Source organism: Salipaludibacillus sp. HK11, assembly GCF_047795645.1.
In the GTDB taxonomy this organism is placed as follows: Bacteria; Bacillota; Bacilli; order Bacillales; family Salisediminibacteriaceae; genus Salipaludibacillus.
On record NZ_CP181045.1, the window covers coordinates 3,276,024 to 3,301,921 of the forward strand.

23 protein-coding genes are annotated in these 25,898 nt (G+C 38.3%); 5 read left to right on the forward strand and 18 right to left on the reverse strand.

What is annotated here, in order from left to right:
• Positions 1–56: 56 nt before the first annotated feature.
• From ACM26V_RS15470 to ACM26V_RS15490, 5 genes are all read right to left on the reverse strand, one after another.
• Entirely contained in the window at positions 57–614 is a 558-nt protein-coding gene (locus ACM26V_RS15470) for a hypothetical protein (RefSeq protein ID WP_416147626.1), read from the reverse strand.
• A gap of 347 nt (positions 615–961) precedes the next feature.
• Positions 962–2,116, reverse strand: a complete 1,155-nt coding sequence (locus ACM26V_RS15475) for a glycoside hydrolase family 53 protein (protein WP_416147627.1) — start codon at positions 2,114–2,116, stop codon at positions 962–964.
• 43 nt (positions 2,117–2,159) lie between these two features.
• A complete protein-coding gene (locus ACM26V_RS15480) occupies positions 2,160–3,002 on the reverse strand; it encodes a sugar ABC transporter permease (protein WP_416147628.1) in 843 nt (280 codons plus the stop codon).
• Positions 3,003–3,012: 10 nt separating this feature from the next.
• Complete coding sequence (locus ACM26V_RS15485) at positions 3,013–4,386, reverse strand: carbohydrate ABC transporter permease (RefSeq protein ID WP_416147629.1); 1,374 nt, start codon at positions 4,384–4,386, stop codon at positions 3,013–3,015.
• A 19-nt stretch (positions 4,387–4,405) separates the two neighbouring features.
• A complete protein-coding gene (locus tag ACM26V_RS15490; protein ID WP_416147630.1) occupies positions 4,406–5,713 on the reverse strand; it encodes an extracellular solute-binding protein in 1,308 nt (435 codons plus the stop codon).
• 365 nt (positions 5,714–6,078) lie between these two features.
• Between ACM26V_RS15490 and ACM26V_RS15495 the strand changes: the two genes are divergently transcribed.
• On the forward strand, positions 6,079–6,396 hold the full coding sequence (locus ACM26V_RS15495; protein WP_416147631.1) for a helix-turn-helix domain-containing protein: 318 nt from the start codon (positions 6,079–6,081) through the stop codon (positions 6,394–6,396).
• Between the two features lie 38 nt (positions 6,397–6,434).
• On the opposite strand, the gene ACM26V_RS15500 is transcribed toward ACM26V_RS15495, so the two are convergent.
• Together ACM26V_RS15500 and ACM26V_RS15505 are read right to left on the reverse strand one after the other, a co-directional pair.
• Entirely contained in the window at positions 6,435–6,683 is a 249-nt protein-coding gene (locus ACM26V_RS15500) for a hypothetical protein (protein WP_416147632.1), read from the reverse strand.
• A gap of 846 nt (positions 6,684–7,529) precedes the next feature.
• Positions 7,530–7,802, reverse strand: coding sequence for a hypothetical protein (locus ACM26V_RS15505; RefSeq protein WP_416147633.1), 273 nt, complete (start codon positions 7,800–7,802; stop codon positions 7,530–7,532).
• Between the two features lie 1,166 nt (positions 7,803–8,968).
• On the opposite strand from ACM26V_RS15505, the gene ACM26V_RS15510 reads away from it, so the two are divergent.
• Positions 8,969–9,469: a competence protein ComK gene (locus tag ACM26V_RS15510; protein ID WP_416147634.1), complete on the forward strand. Its 501-nt coding sequence runs from the start codon at positions 8,969–8,971 to the stop codon at positions 9,467–9,469.
• 381 nt (positions 9,470–9,850) lie between these two features.
• Here the strand turns inward: ACM26V_RS15510 and ACM26V_RS15515 are convergent, their stop codons facing one another.
• Both ACM26V_RS15515 and ACM26V_RS15520 read right to left on the reverse strand, forming a co-directional pair.
• On the reverse strand, positions 9,851–10,927 hold the full coding sequence (locus ACM26V_RS15515) for a S8 family serine peptidase (RefSeq protein WP_416147635.1): 1,077 nt from the start codon (positions 10,925–10,927) through the stop codon (positions 9,851–9,853).
• A gap of 66 nt (positions 10,928–10,993) precedes the next feature.
• The gene (locus ACM26V_RS15520) at positions 10,994–11,989 is read right to left on the reverse strand and encodes a hypothetical protein (RefSeq protein WP_416147636.1); all 996 of its coding nucleotides are present in this window, start codon (positions 11,987–11,989) and stop codon (positions 10,994–10,996) included.
• A gap of 1,152 nt (positions 11,990–13,141) precedes the next feature.
• Here ACM26V_RS15520 and ACM26V_RS15525 point away from each other — a divergent pair.
• Positions 13,142–13,621 carry a competence protein ComK gene (locus ACM26V_RS15525; RefSeq protein WP_416147637.1) on the forward strand — a complete coding sequence of 160 codons (480 nt, stop codon included), beginning with the start codon at positions 13,142–13,144 and terminating at the stop codon, positions 13,619–13,621.
• Between the two features lie 79 nt (positions 13,622–13,700).
• Here ACM26V_RS15525 and ACM26V_RS15530 read toward each other — a convergent pair whose 3' ends face one another.
• The 3 genes from ACM26V_RS15530 to ACM26V_RS15540 all read right to left on the reverse strand — a co-directional run bounded on the left by ACM26V_RS15530 (position 13,701) and on the right by ACM26V_RS15540 (position 15,199).
• Complete coding sequence (locus ACM26V_RS15530) at positions 13,701–14,357, reverse strand: hypothetical protein (RefSeq protein ID WP_416147638.1); 657 nt, start codon at positions 14,355–14,357, stop codon at positions 13,701–13,703.
• Positions 14,358–14,625: 268 nt separating this feature from the next.
• On the reverse strand, positions 14,626–14,946 hold the full coding sequence (locus ACM26V_RS15535) for a type II toxin-antitoxin system RelE/ParE family toxin (protein ID WP_416147639.1): 321 nt from the start codon (positions 14,944–14,946) through the stop codon (positions 14,626–14,628).
• The gene (locus ACM26V_RS15540; protein WP_416147640.1) at positions 14,933–15,199 is read right to left on the reverse strand and encodes a type II toxin-antitoxin system Phd/YefM family antitoxin; all 267 of its coding nucleotides are present in this window, start codon (positions 15,197–15,199) and stop codon (positions 14,933–14,935) included. Before ACM26V_RS15540 ends, ACM26V_RS15535 begins: the two co-directional genes overlap by 14 nt.
• Before the next feature lie 614 nt (positions 15,200–15,813).
• Between ACM26V_RS15540 and ACM26V_RS15545 the strand changes: the two genes are divergently transcribed.
• A protein-coding gene (locus ACM26V_RS15545; protein ID WP_416147641.1) for an IS3 family transposase occupies positions 15,814–16,925 on the forward strand; the annotation gives its coding sequence in 2 pieces (ribosomal slippage) (positions 15,814–16,063 and positions 16,063–16,925; 1,113 coding nt in all).
• 216 nt (positions 16,926–17,141) lie between these two features.
• Positions 17,142–17,306, forward strand: a complete 165-nt coding sequence (locus ACM26V_RS15550) for a hypothetical protein (protein WP_416147642.1) — start codon at positions 17,142–17,144, stop codon at positions 17,304–17,306.
• Positions 17,307–17,709: 403 nt separating this feature from the next.
• On the opposite strand, the gene ACM26V_RS15555 is transcribed toward ACM26V_RS15550, so the two are convergent.
• From ACM26V_RS15555 to ACM26V_RS15580, 6 genes are all read right to left on the reverse strand, one after another.
• Positions 17,710–17,913 carry a hypothetical protein gene (locus ACM26V_RS15555; protein WP_416147643.1) on the reverse strand — a complete coding sequence of 68 codons (204 nt, stop codon included), beginning with the start codon at positions 17,911–17,913 and terminating at the stop codon, positions 17,710–17,712.
• A 118-nt stretch (positions 17,914–18,031) separates the two neighbouring features.
• Positions 18,032–18,790: a ParB N-terminal domain-containing protein gene (locus ACM26V_RS15560; RefSeq protein WP_416147644.1), complete on the reverse strand. Its 759-nt coding sequence runs from the start codon at positions 18,788–18,790 to the stop codon at positions 18,032–18,034.
• A gap of 13 nt (positions 18,791–18,803) precedes the next feature.
• Entirely contained in the window at positions 18,804–20,006 is a 1,203-nt protein-coding gene (locus ACM26V_RS15565) for a type III PLP-dependent enzyme (protein WP_416147645.1), read from the reverse strand.
• 2 nt (positions 20,007–20,008) lie between these two features.
• On the reverse strand, positions 20,009–21,925 hold the full coding sequence (locus tag ACM26V_RS15570) for an IucA/IucC family protein (RefSeq protein WP_416147646.1): 1,917 nt from the start codon (positions 21,923–21,925) through the stop codon (positions 20,009–20,011).
• 202 nt (positions 21,926–22,127) lie between these two features.
• On the reverse strand, positions 22,128–23,921 hold the full coding sequence (locus ACM26V_RS15575) for an IucA/IucC family protein (RefSeq protein WP_416147647.1): 1,794 nt from the start codon (positions 23,919–23,921) through the stop codon (positions 22,128–22,130).
• The gene (locus ACM26V_RS15580) at positions 23,918–25,738 is read right to left on the reverse strand and encodes an IucA/IucC family protein (RefSeq protein ID WP_416147648.1); all 1,821 of its coding nucleotides are present in this window, start codon (positions 25,736–25,738) and stop codon (positions 23,918–23,920) included. Before ACM26V_RS15580 ends, ACM26V_RS15575 begins: the two co-directional genes overlap by 4 nt.
• Positions 25,739–25,898 lie beyond the last annotated feature (160 nt).

Here is a 25,898-nt window from a genome sequence, read left to right on the forward strand (position 1 = left end):
AAGTAAAAAGAATTGTTACTTACATTAATATCTGAAAATCCTGTGATTTTTATCGGTTATTCTATAAATGGAACTATGTATAACTCTCCTAGTTCCATTGAAACAGGACTGAATAACTGAGGCTGTCCAATAAATGTACTATCTTTTGATAAATCAAATAATTCTTCCAACAAGGTATCATAATTAGTAGTAATTACTGACATTATTTTATTTTTCAATTCTTTAAAAACTTGTATTTCTTCTTCCTTTTCTTTTAGTAATTTAAGCTGACTTAAAATTATTGAGATACATTGTCTAAATGGACTGACTTCATCTTCAATCCATTTGGGATATTGTTGCGCTAAATAACTTTCATAAAAATGGTAATTAAATTGCATTTCCATCTCTTCAGCAATAACAGCATTTATTTCCCCATCTCCTAAGTCTCTATATTCCCGATTACTTTTGATTTTTAATTTTAAGGTTTTATAGTCTATTTCACTCTTCCCCATGAATTGATAAACACTTTTTAACAATGACTCCCAATCCGGTGAATTTAAATAACGCCGACTAAATCCTGATCCTATAAACAAAACCGGAAGTTTATTACCATTTACTAGATCATTAAAAGACAAATCGATTCACTCCTTTCTCCTCTTAACCTTCTACTCTATAAGAATAAAATAAATCAAATTAAAGTATTTCACAAAAAGTATAAGGTAATATAAGATAATTCATTAACCTATGACTATTTTATGAATTAAAAACCTAAAACAAGGCAGACAGAAAGTATCACTCCGCTCCCCGTCTGCCTTACTACATTTAATAAAATCCACCCTTGTACTTTTTCTCCTTCCAATTGATCCAAAAACTTCACATACACAGGAGTCTACGATTCTTTCGACTAATTTCGAGAAGTGCAACTAGGCACCACCCGACCAACCCTTTTCGACCACAAGAACCGTCCCCCCGGTAACCCCGGTCAACCGCCGCCAAACACATCCAACGACTTCAGCGCATTCCCATCGTAATCAAACAGCCCCAGGTTCGCCCACGGATTACCACCTTTGGCAACATCATTTCCATATTCCATACCCGCTTTACTCGCCCAGCTCGTACCCTTAACAGGCAACCACGCCGGCTCCCAATAGAACACACCGCCCCCGCGACCATTCGGAACATCATTGACCACCTTCATTAGATCCCGTAGAAACTGTCCCTGTCCCTCGATAGAAAGAGGATATCCTCCCTTCTCAGCAATGTCTTCCGAGAAAATCGCTTGACCTCCATGCGGAATTGGCTCTGTTGTAAATCCATAAGCCGTTTCAACAACCATCACCTCTTTGTCATACCGTTCACTAATATCATTCATATTCACCGATAACTCATCAAGGCTCCCGTGCCAGAACGGATAATAGGATAAACCAATGATGTCGAAGTCGACATTCCGCTTCCCAATCTCATCAAACCACTTCCTGTAAAGATCATTTGCTCCACCATAGTCCAAATGCAAAATAACAGGAATCTCCTTCTCCTTTTTCCCTCTTGTAAATTCTCGCACAGCACGAATACCTGCATAAAGGAAATTCGATAGTCGATCGTAAGCTGCCTCCTCTTTCTCCGGCGCTACTTTTTCAAATTTTCGTTTCTCAGACAAATAAACAGGTGTCTTTCCTTCCGGCCACAACATCCCATTTGTAATCTCATTTCCAACCTGAATCCAATCCGGGATCAAACCATTAAACCGACATTCTTCGAGAACATCATACGTATATAAATAAACCGCTTCCTCCAGCTCATTGCCATTTAAATCCTCCCACTTCTTCGGTTTCGCCTGCTTCTTTGGATCGGTCCAGAAATCACTATAATGCAAATTAAGAAGAAGCTTCATCCCTGCCTTTTTCGCCCGCTTCCCAAGCAGAATCGTTCTCGCCAAGTCATTCGTCCCACCCATATAAGACTTTCCCTTGTCGTCATACGGATCGACCCAAACCCTTAGCCTGACCGCATTAATTCCCTTAAGTACGAGAATCTCAAATAAATCACGCTCCTCTCCCTCGAGAAAGTATTTCCCGTCCAACTCTTGAACCTCCAACGTCATAGAAACATCCACACCCTTAATAAATTCTTCCGTCATTTCTCACCATTCCTCTCTTCACAATTTCTCGTCAACTCTAGCCTTATCCCTTTTCTCCCCCTGCAGTCAAACCACTTATTAAATACTTCTGCAAAAACACAAACAAAAGTATCGTTGGCACCGCCACTAAAACAGCCCCCGCAGCAAAAAGTGTAAATTCATTTCTCGTTTGATCATCAATCATCGTAAACAATCCAATCGCCACCGTTTTCTTCTCCTCACTCGAAATCAACAATCTCGGCAGAATAAAATCCATCCACGGAGCAGCAAATTGCGTCACCGCCACAAACGTCAGCATCGGCCGAGTCAACGGCAAGATAATTTGCACAAAAATCTGTGTCCGCGTCGCCCCATCAATCAAAGCCGCTTCATCGAAACTCATAGGAATCTCATCGATATACCCCTTCAGCAACCACATATTATAAGGAAGCTGAGCCGCCACACCAACTACGATTAATCCCGTCAGTCGATCGAGTAAACCGAAATTTAGAAACAGCATATAAACTGCAATCGCTGTCAAAAATGTCGGAAACATCTGCAAAATAAGAATCGTCAACAAACTCGCTTTCTTCCCCTTAAATGAAAACCGCGAGAACGCATACGCACTCAGCGTCGATAGCAGCACACCAAAGAACATGTTCGCCACTGCCACATAAATCGTATTCAAATACCACCTTGGAAATGACGTATTAGCAAAAAGATCACGGTAGTTCTGCAATGTTGGATTCTCCGGTATCGCTGACGCATTCGCTAATCCTAGCGAACTCCCAAACGACGAACCGACAATCCACATCACCGGATAAATCACAATTATCGCCATTAGAATCAATTCCAAGTAAATAAAGACCGCCCTTACTTTTTTCCTCGTTCTGACATTTTTCATCATCACTTCATCCTCAATCCTCAAAGACTTTTGCACGCTTCAAATTCCACAACGAGAAAGCACCAACGATCACAAAAACAATCATCGACATCACCGCCCCCATGTTATACAAACGATTATCCAACGTCAGCTTATAGAGCCATGTGATCAACAAATCTGTACTTCCCGCAAATTGATACCCAGGATTCGACGGACCTCCACTTGTAAGAAAATAGATCACACCGAAGTTATTGAAATTATTCACGAAAGCAAGAATAATCAATGGAGCCGTCGCCTTATAGACAAATGGAAACGTAATGTTTCGAAACATTTGCAAATTAGTCGCCCCATCAATCCTCGCAGCCTCATAATAACTCTCCGAAATATTCGTCAAAGTCCCACTAATCAACGCCATAAAATAAGGAAATCCAAGCCATAGGTTTATCGTTAGCGCAAGCACCCTCGCCAAATTAGGATTCGCCGGATCGGTAAACCAATAAATCCGCTCTGAAGTTAAGCCAATATCCATTAGAAACTGGCTGACCGGTCCGAACTGCCCGTTAAACATCGACCGGAAGACCAACGCAGAAATCATCGCCGGAATCGCCCACGGCAAAATATAAATACTCCGCCACACGCGCTTAAACTTCACGACCGGATCATTAATAATCACCGCTTGGAAGAAACCGAAGAAATACGTCGTCACTGTAGCAAGCACCGCCCAAGCCACCGTCCATCCAAGAACGCCTAGAAACGTATTCATCCACGAAGAAACTTCCACCAACACTTTGAAATTTTCTAGCCCAACCCAAGAAACCAAATTCGTCGGCGGAATATTCGACCGCGTATAATCCGTAAATGCAATCATAATGCCGAACGTAATCGGCAGAACCGAAACAAACAGCAACAAAATCAGACCCGGTGACAAAACGAGATAGGCATACATCGATTCCCACAACTTCGAAAAGTAGCTCAGCGAAGACTCTGCATGCTCACCACTCAACACCATCTTCTTTCGTACCTTTACAGCATCCCTAATATTCCAACAATAGAAGAACAAAATAATCATTAAAAACAGTACCGCAATAATCCCATTCACCATCAGGACAATCGAGTGATCCCCTCCTGAGAGACCACTCACCCCCATCGTCCGCGGCTCCGTTCCAAGCGTCAGCAACCCCCAAATTCCCTTCACAAAAAATCCACCATGCTCGCTAATCTGAAATCCGTCCACTAAATACACGTACCGCCCCGTAACCCACTCAGTCATCAGCACTGCTCCGCCTATCCCCAGAAACAAAAGACCCTTCAAGTATTGACGATTGACAAACTGGCCGAGTCCCCAGATCAAAGCAGACAGTAGACCAACAACCCATCCTTTCCTGTTCTCACGTTGAATTCTCTCCATGTCATTCCGCCACCCATCTCTACTCAGCCAAAGATTTTAACTCCTCGTATTGTTCACTAGCCCGCTCCTGCGCCTCATCGACTGAAAGCACATCATCCCACACATTCACCACAAGCTCATTGCCCGCCGTATATAAATATTCCGGAATCTGTGGCGTTAAATCAGCCGCAGCCGATTGAGCAATCACACCCGCCAACTTCTCATTACCAGCAATCCCATCAACTTCAGTCACAAGATCCTCTGTTAACGCCGGGATCGCCCCAGTCGACTCATACAGCGCAGTCATCCCCGCATCCGACGCCATGAAATTCGCAAACACCCGCGCCGCAGCAGGATATTCCGTATAACCAGAAACCACAGCAACCGAAATCCCAGTCAATGAAGCCGCAGTCTCTCCATCCTTCGCCCGCGGAAGAGTTGTCACACCATACTCAAACCCATTCTCCTCAGAATACGTATCGAAATCACTAAAGACCCACGGCCCCGTAATCACATACGGCGTCTCCCCCTTCACAAACTCATTCTCGATCGAATCATACGTCGCATCCGCCGAATTAACATCCCAAATCTCACGAAGCAACTGATAATACTCCAACCCCTCACGTAACTCCCCCGCACCAAGATCAACACTCTCAACATCCCCGTCCGCAAACAAACTCCATCCAAGCGAAGAAAGCACAGGATACGCATAATAAAGCTCACCCGCCATAAACCGAATCGTCCATTGATTCGCCCCACTATCGTTGTACACCGAAGCAAGCTCTATTATCTCCTCCCACGTCTCAGCCGGCTTCGAAGAACCCGTCAACTCCTCAAGCAACGTCTTATTATAGAACAGCGCAATCGACTCCGTAGCAACCGGCACACCATACATCTCATCATCCCGACTCACCACCTCCACAAACGCATCCGACACCCGCTCACGCAAAGCCCCACCATAATTCCCTAGCGGCGCAGCCGTCGCATGATCAATCGCACCAGCCAAATGATCATGATTCGCCATAAACACATCCGCACCACTGCCAGCCTCCCCATCAAGCGCCATCCGCTCCACACTATCCACCTTCGCAATCACCTCATAAGTCACCACAACATCCGGATAAACCTCACCAAACGCCTCAACAAGCGCATCCCCATAACTCTCATACTCCACCCAAACCTTCAACGCCTCCTCACCAGAAGCAACCGCCTCCTCCATCACATACTCCAAAGCAACATCATCCCAAACAATCTCCCCATCATCACCAGCATCATTCAACACCTCATCATTTCCACACCCACCTAGCACCATCAACCCCAACAAACTAAGAAACAATACTTTCATCATTAACCCCTCCAAATCAATAGAATAATAGCCAACCAACGAACCTTCCCATCTCACCCCCCACACTTAATTAATTTATTTAATAAAGTCCCCAAACCTTTTCCTGCCAAAATTAAAATAAATCTACTAACCGATCGCCAAGCCTTTGCTCACATAATCACAAACGTAGTCTCACGCATTCTCAAACCCAATAACAGATCGATAGAAAAGCAGTATTACGTCCCTGTATCATGTACTTCTAACAAGGACAAACTAAATATATCATATATAGATTATATTTCAAGTGTAAATATCGTTATTTACGATATATTTTGACTTATTTAGCCTCTTTTCGATAAAGATGAATTCTATAATATACTTAGGTGATAATGATGCAAATAGGAAATAGAATTAAAAACCTTCGGAAAGCAAAACAACTAAAATCAACCGAATTAGCGAAAAAAGCATTTATCTCACAGCCATATTTAAGCGATATTGAACATGGTAGAACGACACCATCACTCGATCGATTACAATCGATTTGTACCGTTTTAGAAGTTTCTCTCAGTGATTTCTTTGGAGACACCTCCGCCCTTCCACCAGATATTCATTCAATTATCGAAAACATTCAGAAGTTATCTGAGGAAGAAAGAGAATATCTAGGAAAATTCATTGCGTCGATTGTTAACAGAGACACCAGCAAATAATACGATTTCCGTCACACATGCAAGATAGTGCACCACCGCTATCTTGCATGTGTTTTTTCATGCACTACATAGTCATTATCTAGATGGTCACCTCTATCAACTGTTTTCGGATCAATCATTTTTTCTTGTTGTTCCATTAACTCAACCACTTCTAACAACGGAACAATTGCATCACTCTTCATGTAACACTCATCATCAATTAAATTACACACCACTTTAATCACGCGAAGCTTCATGTCATTCAAGATCCATTTTTTGTTTAAATCAGCTAACAGACGATCTTGCAAGATGCCCCTCCCTTTTACACATTCCGTCCTATATCTAAATCATACACCATAACAAATCAAATCTTGTACGCTTATGAGTACGAGTTTTCCCAACCAGAGGGCAACCAGAGGGCAACCAGAGGGCAACCAGAGGGACGGTTCTTCTGGTTGGATTCGAAAAGTCTCCCCTTAGCGAAATTACTAATGGCAAAAGATAACGAATCCAACTTGAACATATTAAAAAATTGCAAATACTTTAGAAATTAATGATATAAATGGCATCATAACGATCTGTAAGGATGAAAAGGAGTGGGATTAATTATTTTTTTCAACGCATTAAATGAGACGACTTTAATTACTTCGTTTAATCTATTTCGAGATTGCATCTACCAACTGTAAAAGGGTTCCAAAAAACAAATAAACAGCGATGCGTGAAGAGTTCTTCACGCATCGCTGTTTATAGTTATTCCTACTACCTTTCGATTGTTTCGACATAATACTACATAATCGGGGTAGTGACACCTTCATTAAGTCCGATTTTCCGAACTCACCTATGAAAAATGATATTTATGTCCACCTATTCATAATACCTTCCCTTCTTTCTTTTTTCGTAGGTACCTATCCAGTGAAAGACGAAAATAAAAACGGAGGATGATTCAAGTGACAGAATTTAAACGTTCGGTGATTAAAGATGAATTGTTAATGCTAACAGGAGATTACAAATTGAGTATTGCGTATAAATTTAGCCAGTTATGCGGAGTTTTGACCTTTTACTTCACCTTTAAAATTACCATTGTATATCATTGAACTATCACAAGATGGGCTACTCTCCTTGAGAACAACTCTTCACGATAGCTTCTATTTCCTCTATTCTAGAAATCCCGCGACAATAAGCACAAGACCAACCAAAAGTAAAAGTGGGAGCAAAATCCACATTAAACCAACTCCCGCCCAGCCACTACCTTCACTAATTGCATAAGAAATACTGATTAACCACGAGAGCAAAGGTGCTATTGCTAACATTGTAGTTAGTCCCCACACAATAAGTTTTCTTTTTTTCGACTTATTCACACTGAGTATGCATGCTATTGCTATTGCTATTACTATTATTAAAATTATAATTCCTACTTCAATTGACATTTTGAAATCCCCTTTCTTTCAAAGACTATCTTCGGTTACAAATCATTGTTGAACTCTTCTCCCCATTACCATTAAGTGAAAAAATCACATACTCTTGTATTTTCTAGTATCATGTTAACATAATTATTCCAATTACAACTTAAATTTGTAATAATTTCCTAAAAATCACCCTGATTCTCAATAATGTGCACACAGTAACAGTGCTACGCTACTTTGCCTAAGACAGTGTAATTTCGGTAGTTCGCCACTACCTTTGACTCAACTTACAATCAACAGAAAGTATTTTTCTGTTGGCTTTTGATCTATTCATAAAATAATAGTTCTATTAGTAGCTCCTTACGCTGCAATTGGTGTCCCTTTTTATTCTTGTTAATAACAGATCATCAAATATAAAAGTTAGATTGGCTTAAATAATCCCAATAAAATTTATTTCAAAAGGTGTCATATATGACGTGGTAGGTTTAGAAAATCCATTTAATAATTGAGTCAGAAGGGGCTTGTTATTTATGGATAAATCTCACGATAGTGAATTAATAATAGGTTTTGGCCGAGCGGTTCGCCATGCACGAAAAGCAAAAAAATGTCGCATGAGGACCTTGCCGGGGATTCTCAACTCGATGGCAAACACACAAATACATAGGAAAAGTTGATAACGGTAAACTTAACATTACCATATTAAACCTCGAAAAAATTTGTATTGGGCTAAATATGGAAGCCCATGAATTGTTAAAAATCGCTCACGATTTATCAAAATAACTTTACAATACACCTTCCACTTTCCTCTTCCACTAAATCAAACCTCTTTTCTTTTTTATACTCTCACTTTTCCAAATATAATTACTGTTCATGATAACGATCTCGATGATTTTGAATTTCAAACAAATTTGTGAATAACTGAGCATCATTAGCCATTGTAATCTTCTTCCCCCACTACAACAATTCCATAGAAAGTATCTATTAATTTCTATGTTTAGATAAATATCAAACGATAGAAAGCGATGTGATAAACCTCCGAACGAATTAAATAAAGCGCTTACATCGAAATTCCGTTAACAATAAACCAAACTCTCTAAAAAATATCTACCAATAATCTTACTAGGAGTGTATAAAAATGACCGAACAATCTTTCACTATTTTGAACGACTATATCATTAACAAAATGCACAATGGCTTTACTTCCCGCTGCTCATATCGATTACAGAACGATCGTCATTGAAGAGAACGCGACCTATTATATCAATCAAAAACCTCTCGACCTTATCAAACTAGCTTGTTTCAAAGGCGGCTCCTCTTATGATGGCAGACGATTGGCAGCCATGCATGAACTTGCCATCTACAAAAAAATCCCCGTGGCGATCAACACACACGACGGTATCTATACCTTCCCAACATGCTCACCCTGCTTATTTCACTGCCACTGGATATTCTACGAGTACATACGTAACATTAGCCGCGTCCCCAAAGTTTCCAATCAATGCCTAATTACCTTTAAAAACTGTGAAAAATCACCATTAACGTATCGCCGAAAATCATCAGGAGACAACTGTATCGAACCGCTTACATCATCCATCGCTTTTCTCAAAAAGGGTAATTGTAATCTAACGGTGCGGGGGATTCAGTGCATCCCCCGCACCATGCCATTGCAATCTTCAAATGTTTCAACATGAACTTTAGCGGAGTGGTGGTCTGCACCAGATTTTCTTAACTAGTGAAGTGAATAATAATAAAATTCAAAGCCACAGTTCTTTTTCGACCGCAAGAACCGTCCCACCGGTTACCACCGGTTAAACTCAACAGTTATGCTCTACTCCTTAATGACCAAAAAAACAATATCCAATACAATAAAGCACATAAAGGTAAGAAAATTAATAAGACTTCAATACCAGTAATTAAAAAATAGACAACTAGAATTGTATAAAACAATGCAATAAAGAATGTAGTTATTTTAAGCCTTTTCTTAGCAAATACAAATTGTAAAATTAGAAATAGAATCCCTGATACTATTAATAATAAATACATATTCCACCTCATTCTCTTATTATTATAGATTACCTAGTGTTATCTACTTTATCTAGAACCTCTTTGGAATTGATTATCTCAATAGATTGATCTTCTAACTCTATTTGTAAATTACTTTCTTTAATAATAGTCGTTAGTTCATTAATTAATATATTAGGATTTAAACTCATAGCTAATGCTACAATACCAGTAACATGTGCTGTAGCGAGAGAAGTTCCATCAGAAAAAACATATTCACCTTCAGGTAACATACCATAAATATTTGCTCCTGGGGCAAATATCAATTCTTTACCATAACCAGAATATGTTTCTAAATTACCTCTACTGTCGACCGCAGAAACACAAATAACATTATTTAATTCAAAACTACATGGATAGACTGGATTTTGTTCAATATTATTTTTCCCTTTACCTGATGAAGTAATAAAGATAGCATCTTCATACTTCTGCATAACATGAAATAAGTCTTCATCGTATTCAAAAGTATCCCAACTGACATTAAATATTCGAACTCCAAGATCATATCCATAATCTATTGCTTTTATTGCAAGTTTCATATTTCCTGCTGTTCCACTCATGAACTTTAATGGAACAATTGTCACATTAGGAGCTACTCCCCATACTTCATTTTCTTTAGTATGTTTACCAGCAATTACAGATGCGATAAAAGTACCATGGTAGTCTAGAGTCATTCTTTCATAAATTTTATTATTATCATCATAAAAATTCCAACCATTGATGTCATCAATCATCCCATTCCCGTCATTATCTTTACCATTTTTTCTTTCTTCCTTGTTTGCATAAATACTATCTTTAATAACGGGATTTTGCGACTCAATTCCAGTATCTAAAATACCTACTAAAACATCTTTATTTCCCTTTGTTATTTCCCATACTTCCTGCGCATTTATATCATAACCTTCAATCCCTTTCTCACCATTAACATCTTGACCAAAATTTAAAAGAGCCCACTGGTTTCTGTTTATATCTAAATCTAACCCACTAGAATTTGTAGCATCACTTTTAAATATTAACAAGTAGAATGAGGATATAACAATACATGCCGCAATACTAAATATAATATATTTTATTCCCGTACCCTTCATTTCTTTCTCCTTTAAAATAAATGTGCAGCCTTCCACCTTCTGTGAAAATGGAAGACTACACATTTGTTAATAATTTATATTTGCCTTTCTTTGTGCAGAAACATCTTTTCCCGTGCCAATTGTAATAGTTGGAGTTTTTGAAATAGATATATTTGAAACAGTCATTCTTTTATGGGCATATTGGGAAACAAGAGATGTCGAGTATCCCTTTTTTTTATTTTGAAAGACAGTGAAATTATATGTTCCAGATTTCGCTTGGTTTCGTCCAGTTAGCTTTTGTTTAAACGAAAAAACAATTCCTTTATTTGGTGTAACAGTAGATGATGGTGCAACCGAACCTATTCCAGAACCAAATTTACCACTATACCAATCTCCTTTATTATAAAATACTAATCCACTAATTCCTTTCACATCGAGATTTCCGCCCCAGGCAGCTGCAACATTGTCAGAAACAATATCAAAGAAAAATGGAGTTTTCCAGTTATGGTTTAATGTAACTTTATAATTTGGTTTTGTAGAGGTAGAATTATTTTTTACTGATTGGGTAAAACTTAGTTTTGATGTTGCTATTTGTGCCGACGCTGTAACTTCTTTAGAACCAAAATCTTCTGGTGCAACATAGTTTGGATTTTCTTCAACGGCATTTTTAATTAAGCCTACTTCACCATTGGATAAATTATAATTTTCTTTAATTTCTTCAACAGGCTGTTCTAAGAGTTTCTTAAGCTTTTCTCTAATTAAATCAATCTCCTCTTCTGTAGCTCCGTTAGCAAATAATTCTTCATCGCTTGTATTTGTGTAATATTCTATAGTAGCAACATTATCAACAGTTACATACGTGGTATTAACTTCCAATTTTTCCGGATCTTCTAGTATTACTTCAGCAAGTTCTAGTTTATTTTCATCAGTATAATAATTTAAATCTTCAGATTCATAGCCATATTCTATTAAAACATTCTCCACTTCTACTGAATTTAAGTGTTCATCCGAAGCTATAGATTTATCCGCTATAATACTTAGAGCTACTAACATTGTTGCAAAACTTATTGTGAACTTTCTCATACTAAACCTCCAAATATTATCTTTATTTTATTTGTAATTAATTATTTGAAACAGTAAAATTATATACTTAACTCTACTTTCATAGTCTATAGACTATAATAGGTAGGTATTTCTTGATGTATTCTGATGAGCTTGCTATCCACTGTTATAGTTGACTTCAAATATTTTTTATTTGTTACTCTTTTTATAGGTATCATCAAGAAGCTCTATTAATTGCTGAGGTGCGACAGTCCAATCAAAATCATTAATTTCATCGTTCATAGAACATACCACATGCCCTTCAACGATTAGTACCGCCTCAATTTTCACAGTAAAATACATTTTATCTTGAAATTATAAAGCCGAATGACTAACGTGTCATACGAACGGCTTCAGATCTCCTACTGGAGTTTTAACAGGACTTTGTCGCTATCTGAAAGACTTTCATATCTTACCGCATGGCCCAGCTACTTCTTCTTTTAAAACTTGACGTTTTTTAATACCCACTATCTAAAACAGCAATCTTAACTTTTAAATTTTCCGTGTCATACTGAATTGTAAATAAATATGGGGTTACTAATTTCACTCCCCTAGCTACAATCAGATTTTCATTGGTGTTTGAGAACGAAGAAAAAATTAAATTCTCTTAAATAGCTTAATACTATAATTTTGATATCAGTACTTTACTCTTTTAGGCACCCCTCCAAAAATTACAGATATTAATATCAAAGGAAAATAATTACATTACTAAAATAATATAATCTAAAACTCATAATTAGTCAACTAGTTTTTCAGAATATAATTTAAGGTTTATATTTTTTAATATCTTAATATTTAATCCTAGATGAGTGAAGGCTACCTGATTTCTTGAAAACTACTTCTATCTACCTTAAGTTTCTTATTACATTTATTAACGAATTTAACGACAGTTATTTATAAAAATATTTGTGATTTATTGAGCATAAAAACTCAAACTCCAATCTTATCCACACTGTGTACCACTCCATAGAAAATATCCGTTTATTTTCTATATCAACATAAATATCAAACGATGGAAACGATGTGATAAACCTCCGCACGAATGAAATCAAGCGCTTACACCGAAATTCCGCTAACAATAAACCAAACTCTCTAAAAAATATCTACCAATAATCTTACTAGGAGTGTATAAAAATGACCGAACAATCTTTCATTATTTTGAACGACTATATCATTAACAAACGCACAATGGCTTTACTTCCCGCTGCTCATACCGATTACAGAACGATCGTGATTGAGGAGAACGCGACCTATTATATCAATCAAAAACCTCTCGATCTTATCAAACTAGCTTGTTTCAAAGGTGGCTCTTCTTATGATGGCAGGCGTTTGGCTGCCATGCATGAACTTGCCATCTACAAAAAAGTTCCCGTCGCAATCAACACTCACGACGGTATCTATACCTTCCCAACATGCTCACCCAGCTTATTTCACTGCCACTGGATATTCTACGAGTACATCCATACGATTTGCCCCGTCCCCAAAGTTTCCAATCAATGCTTGATTACCTTTAAAAACGGTGAAAAAATCACCATCAACGTATCACCGAAAATCATCAGAAGACAACTATATCGAACCGCTCACATCATTCATCGCTTTTCTCAAAAAGGATAATTATAATCTAACGGTGCGGGGGATTCAGCGCATCCCCCGCACCATGCCATTGCAATCTTCAAATGATTCAACATACACTTTAGATTAGTGGTGGTCTGCACCAGATTTTCTTAACTAGTGAGGTGAATAATAATAAATTCAAAGCCACAGTTCTTTTTCGACCGCAAGAACCGTCCCCCCGGTTGTTTCCTCCGGTTGTTTCTAGATTTTTGTAAGTCTCATCTTTTGCTTTTAAGAAAATTTGTACATGTTTATCTTCGAGTTCACCTAACCCATCAATATGACTAGGTGATAAAAGTTCTTTGTATCCCCATACTGCACTAACAGCATCTGCATCATGCTCATAAAACTTAAAATACCAATTTGCTGGTGTAGATGAATCTACTATTTCAAATAGTTCAGCAGGGTACCAATACGTCATTTCAAAGTCATCAAATAAAAGATACCTAAAACCTCCACCATAATGAATAATTCCATACACTAAATAACATGTATCTTTTGAAATCTCATTATAATCAGTAAGATCAGTATAACCATCCTTAACCATATTTGGTTCATGCAAGTACCCTTTTTGTGATATACACTTTACTAACAATATCCTACCTCCCTTATTTAAACTTAAAATCATCATATTTTTTAGTTTTACTATTGTAATTAACTCAACTTTCGCACCGCGAAATAATGGTAATAAGTCAAGCGCTGTTTTTTCTGAAAAAGTCCCCGTTGCCATAAACACACACGAAGACATCTACACACCTATACCTTCCCTTCCCAACCTGAACGACCAACTTGTTTCACTTTCACTGGAACGTTTCACCCTTCTAGGTTCCATCAGTTTACCTCCATACGCGCTCTTCTACAGTATCCATGGTATGCCTATACCTTTAATTTCGCTATACCCAATTTTCTTTATTCCACAATTCCTTGTATCCTTGCTATAAGAGATTCTTACTCCGGGTTGGGTAGAGCTGAGTGGGATCACCATAACCTAAGAGGACACTGTATTAAATAAGATCTTGGTATTTTTGTCTGCCATAAAGAACACGCATGACAACAACTTGCTTCTCTTCTTCTCTGACTAGATAAAATGCAATGTAATTTTCTACGATGAGCTTACGATAACCTTTTTCTTTTAATATTTCATCTACTACAAAACTACAGGAAAAAGGGAATTCCTTTAGTCTCATGATACTCGTTTCAAGCTTTTCCATGAGGTTGTCAGCAGCACCTTTATTGTAAAGATCCGTAGAGATGTAGCTATAAATCTCATCTAAATCTTCAAATGCTTTTGGTGTAATCTTCATGGCGTATTTATTTTCTTCCATGTTTATTCTTTAGATCCTTAAAGACATCTTCTCCATCTATAAGTTCTTCTCCATTTTTAATTTGTGCTTCTGCTTCTGCTAACTTTTGGTACAATTCTAACTTCGCTAAAGATTTCTCATAAGTTTCCATACTCATGACAACCAAATCTCCATAACCATTCTTTGTGATAAAAAGCGGTTCTTGACTTTCGTGACAAAGTTCAGAGATTTCCATTGTATTTCTTAAATCCTTTATCGGACGAATTTGAGGCATAACACCATCTCCTTGTATCATTATTATGATCTAATTATAACATAATTATGATTCGCCACCAATCTACTTACTCATCTATATTTCAATTTTTAGGTACCTTCCCAAAACCACCATCTTCAAGCTCTGTCTTTTTACTATGACATTTCTTACAAAGAGCTAGATCTTATTAAAACTCAAATTTTTAATCATACATACAGCCATGCAATCCATACATACGAACCTTCGGTTTTATTCGACAAAAAGTGGGAAGTGACAGGCGTCAGAACTGCTCCGTCATCTGTTTTACAGAAGTGGACTTTATATTCACCTTTGTATTTTGGATGTTGTATATACAGTCGACTTGATTCTTTATTTCAGATGATATTGGATTCTCAGTTGAAAATAAAGATGATTAGAACATCAAGCGCTACATTTAAAGCTCAAGTGGAGTTATACTTCTTAAAATAGCAATTTATAAGAAACTGAATCATTTGTTAAGATGTTATTATCACTTAGTATAGTAACCCCCAAAAAATAAAAGACAGGTAGGTGTGTTGGATAGGTTACACTTGATTAGACAAATCAGTTAAGGTCAGTTAGACTTGGTTCAAATAAATAACCGAGGAGAATGAAATATGACCAAACGAGTAAGAAGAAGCTTTTCTAAGGAGTTCAAAGAACAAATTGTTCAGTTGCATGCATCTGGAAAGCCTCGAGCTGAAATTATCAAAGAATATGAGTTGACGCCATCTGCCTTTGACAAATGGGTTCGGCAACACCAGGACAGTGGCTCGTTCAAAGAACAAGATAACCGCACGCCTGAGCAGGAAGAGTTGATCGAACTAAGGAAAAGAAATCAAAAGCTTGAAATGGAGAATGATATTTTAAAGCAAGCCGCGCTGATCATGGGACGAAAGTAGATGTGATTCGAAACAACCGTCACAAATACTCGGTATCAGCAATGTGCGCCGTCCTACAACTTGCCCGAAGTACGTATTATTATGAAGCGAAAATACGTGATAACCAAGACGAAGATTTGACAACATTGATCGTTGATATCTTTCAAACCAACCGAAATATCTACGGTCAGAGAAAGATCAAGAAAGAACTTGGAAAACTTGGCTGGACGGTTTCCCGACGCAGAATTGGCCGTATCATGATAGAGCAAGGTCTTGTTTCAAAGTATACTGTTGCCCAATATAAGCCTAGAAAAACGACGTGTAATGAGTCAAAAACCGGTAATGTATTAAACCGTGAGTTTGAACAGGATCAGGAACTCAAAGTGATTGTGAGTGATTTAACATACGTTCGAGTGCAGCAGAAATGGCATTATATTTGTGTGTTGGTAGATTTATATAATCGTGAAATTATCGGCTATAGCGCAGGTCCTCATAAAAGTGCTGAGTTAGTTCAGCGTGCCTTCGCCTCGGTGAAATACAATCTTCATCGCCTCGAATTGTTTCATACAGACCGAGGTAGTGAGTTTAAGAACAAACTCATTGATCAGGCACTAAAAACCTTTGATATCAAACGTTCATTGAGTGAGAAAGGAACACCACATGACAATGCCGTCGCTGAAGCCACATTTAAGACAATCAAAACGGAGTTTGTTCGCGGGGCGGTTTTCGCTAACCAACACGAACTTGACCTGGAACTTTTTGATTACGTTCATTGGTTTAACAACATTCGAATTCATGGGTCATTAGATTACTTAACACCTACTGAATACAAGTTCGTGAACCTTTAAAAATTTGTTTGATTTAGTGTTGACATACCATGTAAATGGAAATGAAATGTGTAGACTTTAAAGGTGGAAATAACCTTGCTATAAAAATTCTAAAATTCAAGTATGACGAAACGGTCCATTTTTATATAAAGATGTAATAAATCTGCCCTATTTGGGTTTCATGTCTGAATCTCATGCTTTTCAATTTGGTAACAACACAACACCTGGTTGGACTGGATGGATAATTATTCTCAGCAAGATGTATGGTTGGAAATTCAGACGAACAACGTAAAAACTGCAACAGAGTATTTAGGTGAGGTCACGTTAATAGAAGAGACGACGTGGAGAAACACGAGAACTCAAAGGGGTACTGGATTTCTGATCCATGCGGAACGATTATGAGAGTCAATCCTAAAAATTAAAACAATATACCCTGTTAACTTATCCGCTTAACAATCATGCCTGTTTATTGAAAATACCTGCTGACGGAGAAAATTAAGCTCTTTTATCTTTCAAAATCCATAACATTTTAAATAACCACTTCCTTGTCATCCCCCTATTCGTAAATACGGTGACCATAAAAGGCACACGTACGAATCTTAGGGGGGCGGAAGTGGTAACGCTCCTGACTATTCTAGGCATAGGATCGGTTTTCTGCGCCGGTATATTAGCTGAGCTAGGCAGTATTGAAAGGACAAGCATTCGTTGTCAAATATGCTGGTCTCATATGATCGAAACACCAATCCGAGGCTTTTAAAAATAGTCTTTAATTTCACGCACAAAGGTTAGTCACTCTGCAAATATATTAGCTCAATTTATCGATAGTGTCATTAAATCTTCGGAGTCTAACAAGTATATCCGTACATAGTTTCTCGACGCCTGCTCCTATTTTTTCATAATTTGTTTGAGTAATCGTTTCTTCAGAACGTTCAGTTATACACGCTTGTACAATAGCCATGACTGGAAAAAATAAGATGCTATAAAGAAATAAGATTATTACTTTTTTCACTCATACAAAAACACTCCCGTTAGAGTCCATCTTAGCAAAGTAACATTTATGAAGGTGTTTTTATAATTCCACTTATTTATCTTCGTTTAAACTTCCACGTGAGTTTCCAACGTGTTGGTCATCCTTCACATAAGTATACTTTTTCTGTATACATACGTAAGGATTCTTTCCATGACAGAATAAGTTTGTTCCATTCAGCAATCTGAAATTGCTGTTCCGTTAACAAATGAAGAGGAATTTGTAAATTTAACAATCGACCATTGACATGGAATCGCGTGACACCAGCCGGGAAAACGCATTGCTTCATTACTAGTTCCACCAAAGTATCAAATGCTACCATTTGATACTTTACCAATACTTTCCCTGTCTCCACTAAATCATCCGCTTCAGGAGGAAGCCTTGTCACTTCCTCTCTGTTACTATAGCTGGATGTAGTTTTATGCCATACATGAAGCCACTCATGCTGTACTTGGTTTAAATACAAATAATTTCTTCGTCCGCTATGTTCAACAACCTCAATGAATGGGTTCTCTTCTTTCTTGTCCGTCCACGGAAGACAAGGATCGTTAAATAACGTCGGTAACCAACATCCTGCTGGCACAAGATGGTTCCAAGATCCATATGAAAACTCGTGACGTCTAACAACTTGCACTGGCACTCTTTTACAATTCATTCCGCTCAGGGCACCACAACGATGGACACCATCTAGGACGAGATAGCGCCCATTACGCATCGGAGTAACTAAAATAGGATGTCTTAAATAGTTATCTTCTTTTATTTTTTCACCAGTTTTTATTAGCCGAAAAGGTTCCTCTTCTTCATGAAAGCAAAGTTGATGAATAGCTACCAATGTTAATGATGACAAAACATCTTCCACATTAATCCCCCCTTTAGACTACTGGATCATCCCTTAGATAGATATGTTCTGGATGAGGATGACTAAGAAAATCATGATGAGAAATATCCCAGCCATAGGCTCCAGCATATCGAAATACAATCACATCTGCTATCCTAATATTTTCGACATAAACATTCCGTGCAAATACATCTTTTGGCGTACACAGTTGACCAACAATCGTTACTTCACTGCTTCTTAACGCTTTTCTTTTAAACGGATAGTCCCATTGAGTGATTTGTACAACATCAAATGGATGATTGTGCTGCCATGAAACTGGAAGTCTAAAATGTTGAGTCCCTCCTTTGACAATAACAAAATGTTTTCCATGATTCTCCTTAATATCTAAAACTTCCACAGCATAATAACCACAGTGGGCTGTCAAAAACCGACCACACTCAAAAATTAACTTGCGGGATCCACTACCGAAATCCCCCATCAAATCTGGCAATTTTGCTGTAAAATCCTCCCATTTGAACTGATTATCCAAATCGGCATAATTAACTCCGATCCCTCCACCAGCATTTAGGTAAGAAACATCAAGATGATATGTCTTATTCCATGCTGCTATTTTCTCAAAATAATGACCGATCAGTTGTAAGTGCTTTTCGTAATCTAAATTATTGGAGATTGAATGAAGATGAAATCCTTTTAAGTGAATATGTTCGCACATTTTTGCCATCTCAATCGCATTTGTAATCTCCGACTCATCAATCCCAAATTGCGTGGGTCTTCCTGCCATTTGCAGCGTCGCTGAAGGTAACGGCCCTCTTAAATTGATCCGTAACAAAATGGAAACGTGTTTATTTAAAGTACTTGCAATCATCTCTACACGCTGTAGCTCGTGTATACTTTCTACATGTAACAACTTGACATTGTACTCCATAGCCCCTAGGATTTCTTCATCTGTTTTTCCCGGACCACCGAAAATAATCGGAATTTTTGAATGAACTGCCCTGGCTTTTTTTACCTCACCGAGTGATGCGACTTCAAAACCGTGTACGTACTCGCTGATTACTTGTAAAAGGTGTTGGTCAGAGTTCGCTTTCATCGCATAAAACATGTGACAATTCTCCGGAAGAGCGTTTACAACATTATGAAGGTGCTTTCTTAATTTTTCAATGTCGTAATAAAAGGCACACACAGGTTGCTTATCATCGATTTTCTTCTGTTTTATGACCTCTATCAATTGTTCCATTTTTACACCTCTGAGTCTTTGGGATGATCTACATAACATTTTGAAAGTGGATTTTTTACATCATGATCTCTTTTGGTACCTTCTCCACACAAACGTCGAATAGTTAATTGACCGACTTCGATCGTTTCCTCAAACAAATCAAACATTTCAAATCTATCTTTGAAATCCGGAAACCGCTGTTGATAAGCCCGAATCAATTCTCCAGCGATTTCCCAGTAAATTGTTTCCTCAAGTCCATATTGTTCTTCCAGAAACATTGCAAATTCCGCAAGATTGATATGAAAGAATCCATCAAGCAAATAATCCCTTACCTCAACTCCCTTTTTTGTCCCCATCGATAAGCTATGGTTCCCATGGTTTTTATTTATGCTACTAAACGTTGGAAGTGACTGTTTCACGAAGCCACCAGTATAATAACGAATGCCTCCAGGAAGATCCCTGAGTGCCAGACGTACTGGGATTCCGTTCCGATGGACAAGCACCATATTTTGTGCGTGAGATTCCATTGCAATCCCATGTCCGTATAATAGATGAATCAAGGGAAGTATCGACACTTCTAATACTTGTCTTACCCAGTTATACAGGCCATACTCATGAATCCACGGATCAATGAAAGGACGACCACTTGCATCAATGTGACATATCGCCGTATAAGGAATTGCCCGTTCATCTTTTTTAAGGTAGCTGTGGAGACTTTCTCGCCAAATTGCGCCCAGTGTTCCATATGCTCTTTTCTGAAGTTCAGTTGGTAGAATTTCGTAATCAAAAGAAACGCCTAGAATTTCTTTCAAAAATATCAACTCTAAATCCTCATGGAGGTACTTGTCTTTCAGCCTGATTGATTCTAACCAATCAGACACAGGCGAGGCATTTTCCACATGATGGGTACCAATGATTCGTTTTGCCGAAGTATTTGTGATATTTAATGCTATTTTGACATGCGATTTCCTCCTTGATGTTTGATTAGACAATGTTCGTACTGATTGCTGTGGCTGATACTCATCTTCCCCCTCGCCTACCAGCACCATTTGCCCAGATTGAAGTTGTTGAAAAAATGTACTTACAGTATGCTCTCGCCACTGCCATGGACTAATCGGAATAAACAAATAATCTTCTGAATTTTTTCCCCGATCCTCCAGTTTGTTAACAAACCGTGTAAACGTCTCTATGCCCAGTTCCGTTTTAATAAAATCTGGATAGTTAATCGCTTTTGATAACGACGAAATCGTGCATTCTTTTTCAACAGCAACCCAAATAAGTTTGAATTTAGGATTAAAATCGGGACCATATCTTTCATTATCCAATAAATCAAAACCTATCCTCGATTTATAGCAGGGGTGATACGGATGTCCATCCAAAACATCTCCTTCCAGTTCTTCATAGGTTCGATCGGTCATATTTCGTGTACCTTGTCCATCCTTGTTACGGTTTTCTTGCTGACGATAATATTGAGCCATCGTATCTTTTAACAAGGTTTGTTCAATTTCCTCAATGAATTCTGGTAACTTTTTCGCTCTTTCCGAAAGAAATGGAACGATTTCATGTAAGAAGATGACTAAAGATTCGGCTTCCTCTTCTCTGCCTTTTTCCACTCGTTGTACATGAAAGTCTCTGGATAAGCGAATCCTGCCAAAACTAATTTTACGTCTACCCAAACACGTATAAAAAATGTGATTACCCGCGGTATCCTGACCTTTTATTCTGTATTCTACTTGCTCGTTTGCCAAGAAGGTTTCATTCGGTTCTATTAATCCCTCAAATATCATCGATTCGATTAATTGACGAAAAATTCTTCTCCGCACGTCGATAAAATGTGTCGACTGGAGAGCCGATTCAATTTGAAATAATTGTTGTTCCGATCTTTTCATAGTCGTCCCTGAATCGTTTTTCTGTCGCAATTCATTATTTTCTCTACTCATCTTGTCACCTCGCACTTTTAAGTTGTATAAATAGGGGGAAGAATATCAGTAGATTTCTTACCTCCCATTGGATTGATAAGCCCCACAAAAGCGCCAGCTTGAGTAGGCTTATCAATCCGCGTAAAGCAAGCAATGGAAGTGGCATCTCATACTTCCTAGCAATAACACCCTTTCTTCTTGAACTAGACTTGTTCAGCACTACCTAAATAGAATCATAAAGGTTAAGAACATTGGCGACTTTATGATCTCCTTTATCTATCGGATCCACTATTTTCCGCCTAGTTAACTGACCTATCTCCACTGTTGGTTGAAATAAATCAAACCTTTTAAACTGATTCTTTAAATGAGGGAACTGCTGATGATAGGATCTAATTACTTCCACTACAAGCAACCAGAATAGATACTCATCCAAGTCATACTGTTCCTCCAAAAACATCGATAGTTCAGCAAGATTAATAAAAAAGAAAGCATTATGGAAAACGTTTCTCACTTCTGTTGGTTGATCCGTTTCTGGAAGGTCCGGATCAGGATCCTTTTCTTTGTAAAAGAGCACCCCTCCTGAGAAATCTCTAACGGCCAATCTGACTGGTATTCCTTGGCGGTGGATTACTATCATGTTTTGAGCATGAGCTTCGATTGCAGCCCCATGTGCATATAACAAATGGAGTAATGGCGGTAATGAAACTTGCAGTACCTGCTTCAGCCAATTTTCCAATCCGTATTCCTTTACCCAGGAGTCGATAAAAGGACGATTGTTAGCTTCAATATGACACAGAGATGTGAAAGGAATTGCCTTTTCATTCGGCCGAAGGTATCGATAAACATCATCGCGCCAAATGACTCCTAAAGCACCATAGGATTTCTCGCGAATAATTTCTGGAAGAGTATCATAATCATAGGAAATCCCTATTCGCTCGATTAAAAACACAAGACCCAACTCTTCCCGCAAATAATCATCTTTTTTCAAAAATTCATCCAGCCAACCGGAAACAATTGGCCCATTTCGGACGTGCCTAGGCAATAAAACACGGCTTGATGATGTATTAGTTATACTTAACGAAAGTTTTACGTACGCCTTCTGGGGGAAAGTTTGATTTGCTAGCGTGCGAATGGACTGTTGAGGCCGGTAATTATCTTCGCCTTCACCTAATAAGATGATTTGTCCCGCTCTCATTTGTTCAAAAAATAACATTAACACCTTTTCTCTCCATTGCCACGGGTGAATCGGAAGAAACACGTAATCCGCAGGATTTCCACCTTGCTTTTTCAATTTCTTTTCAAAGCGTGCATAAGTCACAGATTCCAATTCCTTTTGAATAAATGCTGTATATTCATCTTCATCAGAAGTCGACACCTTAGCATAATCTTTATTTAATGCGATCCAAATCAACTTGAAGTTCGGCTTTAAATCAGGTCCAAATGCTTCATTATCTATCAGGTCAAAACCTACCCTCGATTTATAGCAAGGATGATACGGATGACCTTCCATGACATCTCCCTCGAGTTCATCATAGCCTCTTTCGCTTTCATCCTCCTTCTCTTGTTTAGCATGTTTAATTTTATGTCGACGATATTGAGCGATTGTATCTTTTAACAAAGTCTGATTAATCTCTTCCATGAATAGTTGCAGCCTCTTTGGTTTTTCTTTCATACAAGGAGCAATCTCCAGTAAAAAAATAGCTAAAGAATCTGCTTCCTTCTTCTGTTCTCCTGTAACCCGTATCACAGGTCGGTGTTTCGATAATCGTATCCGATCAAAACTTAACTTACGCTGGCCGCTGCACACATACCAAAGGATATTTCCTGCTTCATCGTATCCTTTGATATGAAATACCTCTTTCCTGCCTTCTGATTTGTTTATCTCCGGTTCAATGATATTTTCGTAAATCAATGATTCGATTAACTGACGGAAAATACGCCTCCGGACATGGACAAATTGTACTGAATCGAGAGCATTCGCAACACTATCTAATGTCACCTCTAATTCATCACTCATAATCTCTCCTCGCAGCTATAAATTGGATTCGGGATATTTACGTATAACGGTGTTTCTCCTCTTGCTTGGAACCGACTTATCAGATTCGCCTTTGCAGCCAATGTCCTGTCGTTCAATAAATGGTTGATGTATTTTTTTAACCGAAGGGAAATGCTTTCTCTCTCTACTTCTTGCAAGAGATTTCTTACCACCTGCCAGTACACAAGTTCATCGGTTCCACTATATTTCGCTAAAGTGTGAACAATATGAATGAGGTGGTTGACGAAATAATAATAATTTAGCCGTTGCCAGGTTTCTTCTTCTTTATAAAGAATCGGACTGTTTTCTGAAATCAGCTGACCGATCCACCCTTTCTCTTCAGCTTGTTCTTTATCAATACTGATGCCTTCCAAATCCCTCACGTAAAATTTTTCAGGCCAACCATTGTTCATCTTTAACATCGAATTTTGTGCATGTGCCTCAAGGCTTACACCAGTTTCAGCAAACAGCGTCAAAACTGGAATCATCGTAATATTGAGGTATTTAAGCAACCATTTTGTAATGTCTGGCGTCTCCCCTTGTTGGCTTTGACGCATGATCGAAAATAATGAAGGCTCACTTTCACCTAGTGGAATTTCCAATAGCGACCCAACAACAAATATTTGGCTATCTACCTGCTGGAAATCAGCTGAATTTTCCCGAAAAAGCACGGAAAAACTTTCCGTCGCATGTTCCTTGTCAGCCTCAGATGAGTAAGGAAGTAATAACGTTCGGAATCCATATTCCAATAAAAAACCGATAGTTTCATGCTCAACATCTTGTCGTAAAGCTGCAATTAGCTTTCCAGCATCCAGCGATCGTCTAATTTGTTCCGATGTGTTAACCCTTATGAAATTTGTGATCCTAATATTTAACGGTAATTTAAACATAAATTTATGATTAGGATCCCAAACCGTTCGGACTGACGAAGTAGGAGAAACAACGTTTCCCAAAGGGCCGAGATCAATAACCTTTTGTTGCTCCATCAGCTGAATAAGCATCTCCCAATTAGATAAATAATTGGCTTGCCACGGGTGACACGGAAGTAACTTAAAATCTTTTTGCTCAGCTGTCAATTTCCTTTTGGCTTCTCTTTGAACCTTCTCAGGAATGCCTTTTTCAGCGATACCTTCTCCTTCCTCCCCGATCCATTCCTCTCGGATTAATTCTGGGGAAACGGCAAAATAATGAAGGGCAAAAGAAACCCCAAACTCAGGCGCGTATTTTTCGATGTCTTCGTTAGAAAATCCCTCTGAACTTTTAGGTGCAGGGTGAAAAGGATGCCCGTAATATAATGACTGTTCAGAACGTAAAAAATTAAATGTTCGATCTTCTACCTTCTTGTTTACTTGTAAATTTTGGAGGTACGCTTCTGTCTTTGTAATACTGTTACCGATTGCTCTCAACATATTTTCACGTTTGTTTGAACGTATCTTTTCATCGGGCTCCAAGTATGCCAGTTCATCAAGGACGCAAGCTATCACTTGGCGATAATCAGCTGGGATAAAAGTTGATTTGTTTGTCTTCTGTAAATAAAATTTAGTACCGTAGGCGTGGTGTCCTCCTTGCGACCAATAAGTAAATACTCCTACGATAGCGGTAGCTGTCTTAGTACAATTTACAATAAATATGTTTCCTTGTTCGGCTTGAAAAGGATAATAATCGATTTCATCTAGTTTAATTCTTGGATCATAGTCACCTGTTTCACGTAAATACGTGTTAAGAATTCTAGTGACTGCCTCTTGATGTGCTAAATGAGAAATATCAGAGCGAATCGATTTTTCTAATGGCATCTTCATAGCTTCACGTCCTTTTCAGATCGATAGATAAACAGTAGCATCCACTGTCAAAATTACATCCGTTACGAATGAGCGAAGATCCAACTGCTTATTGTACTTCTCTTAAAACATGTCCTTGCTCAACCTACACTCGGAACATCCTAACTGAGCAACATATGCT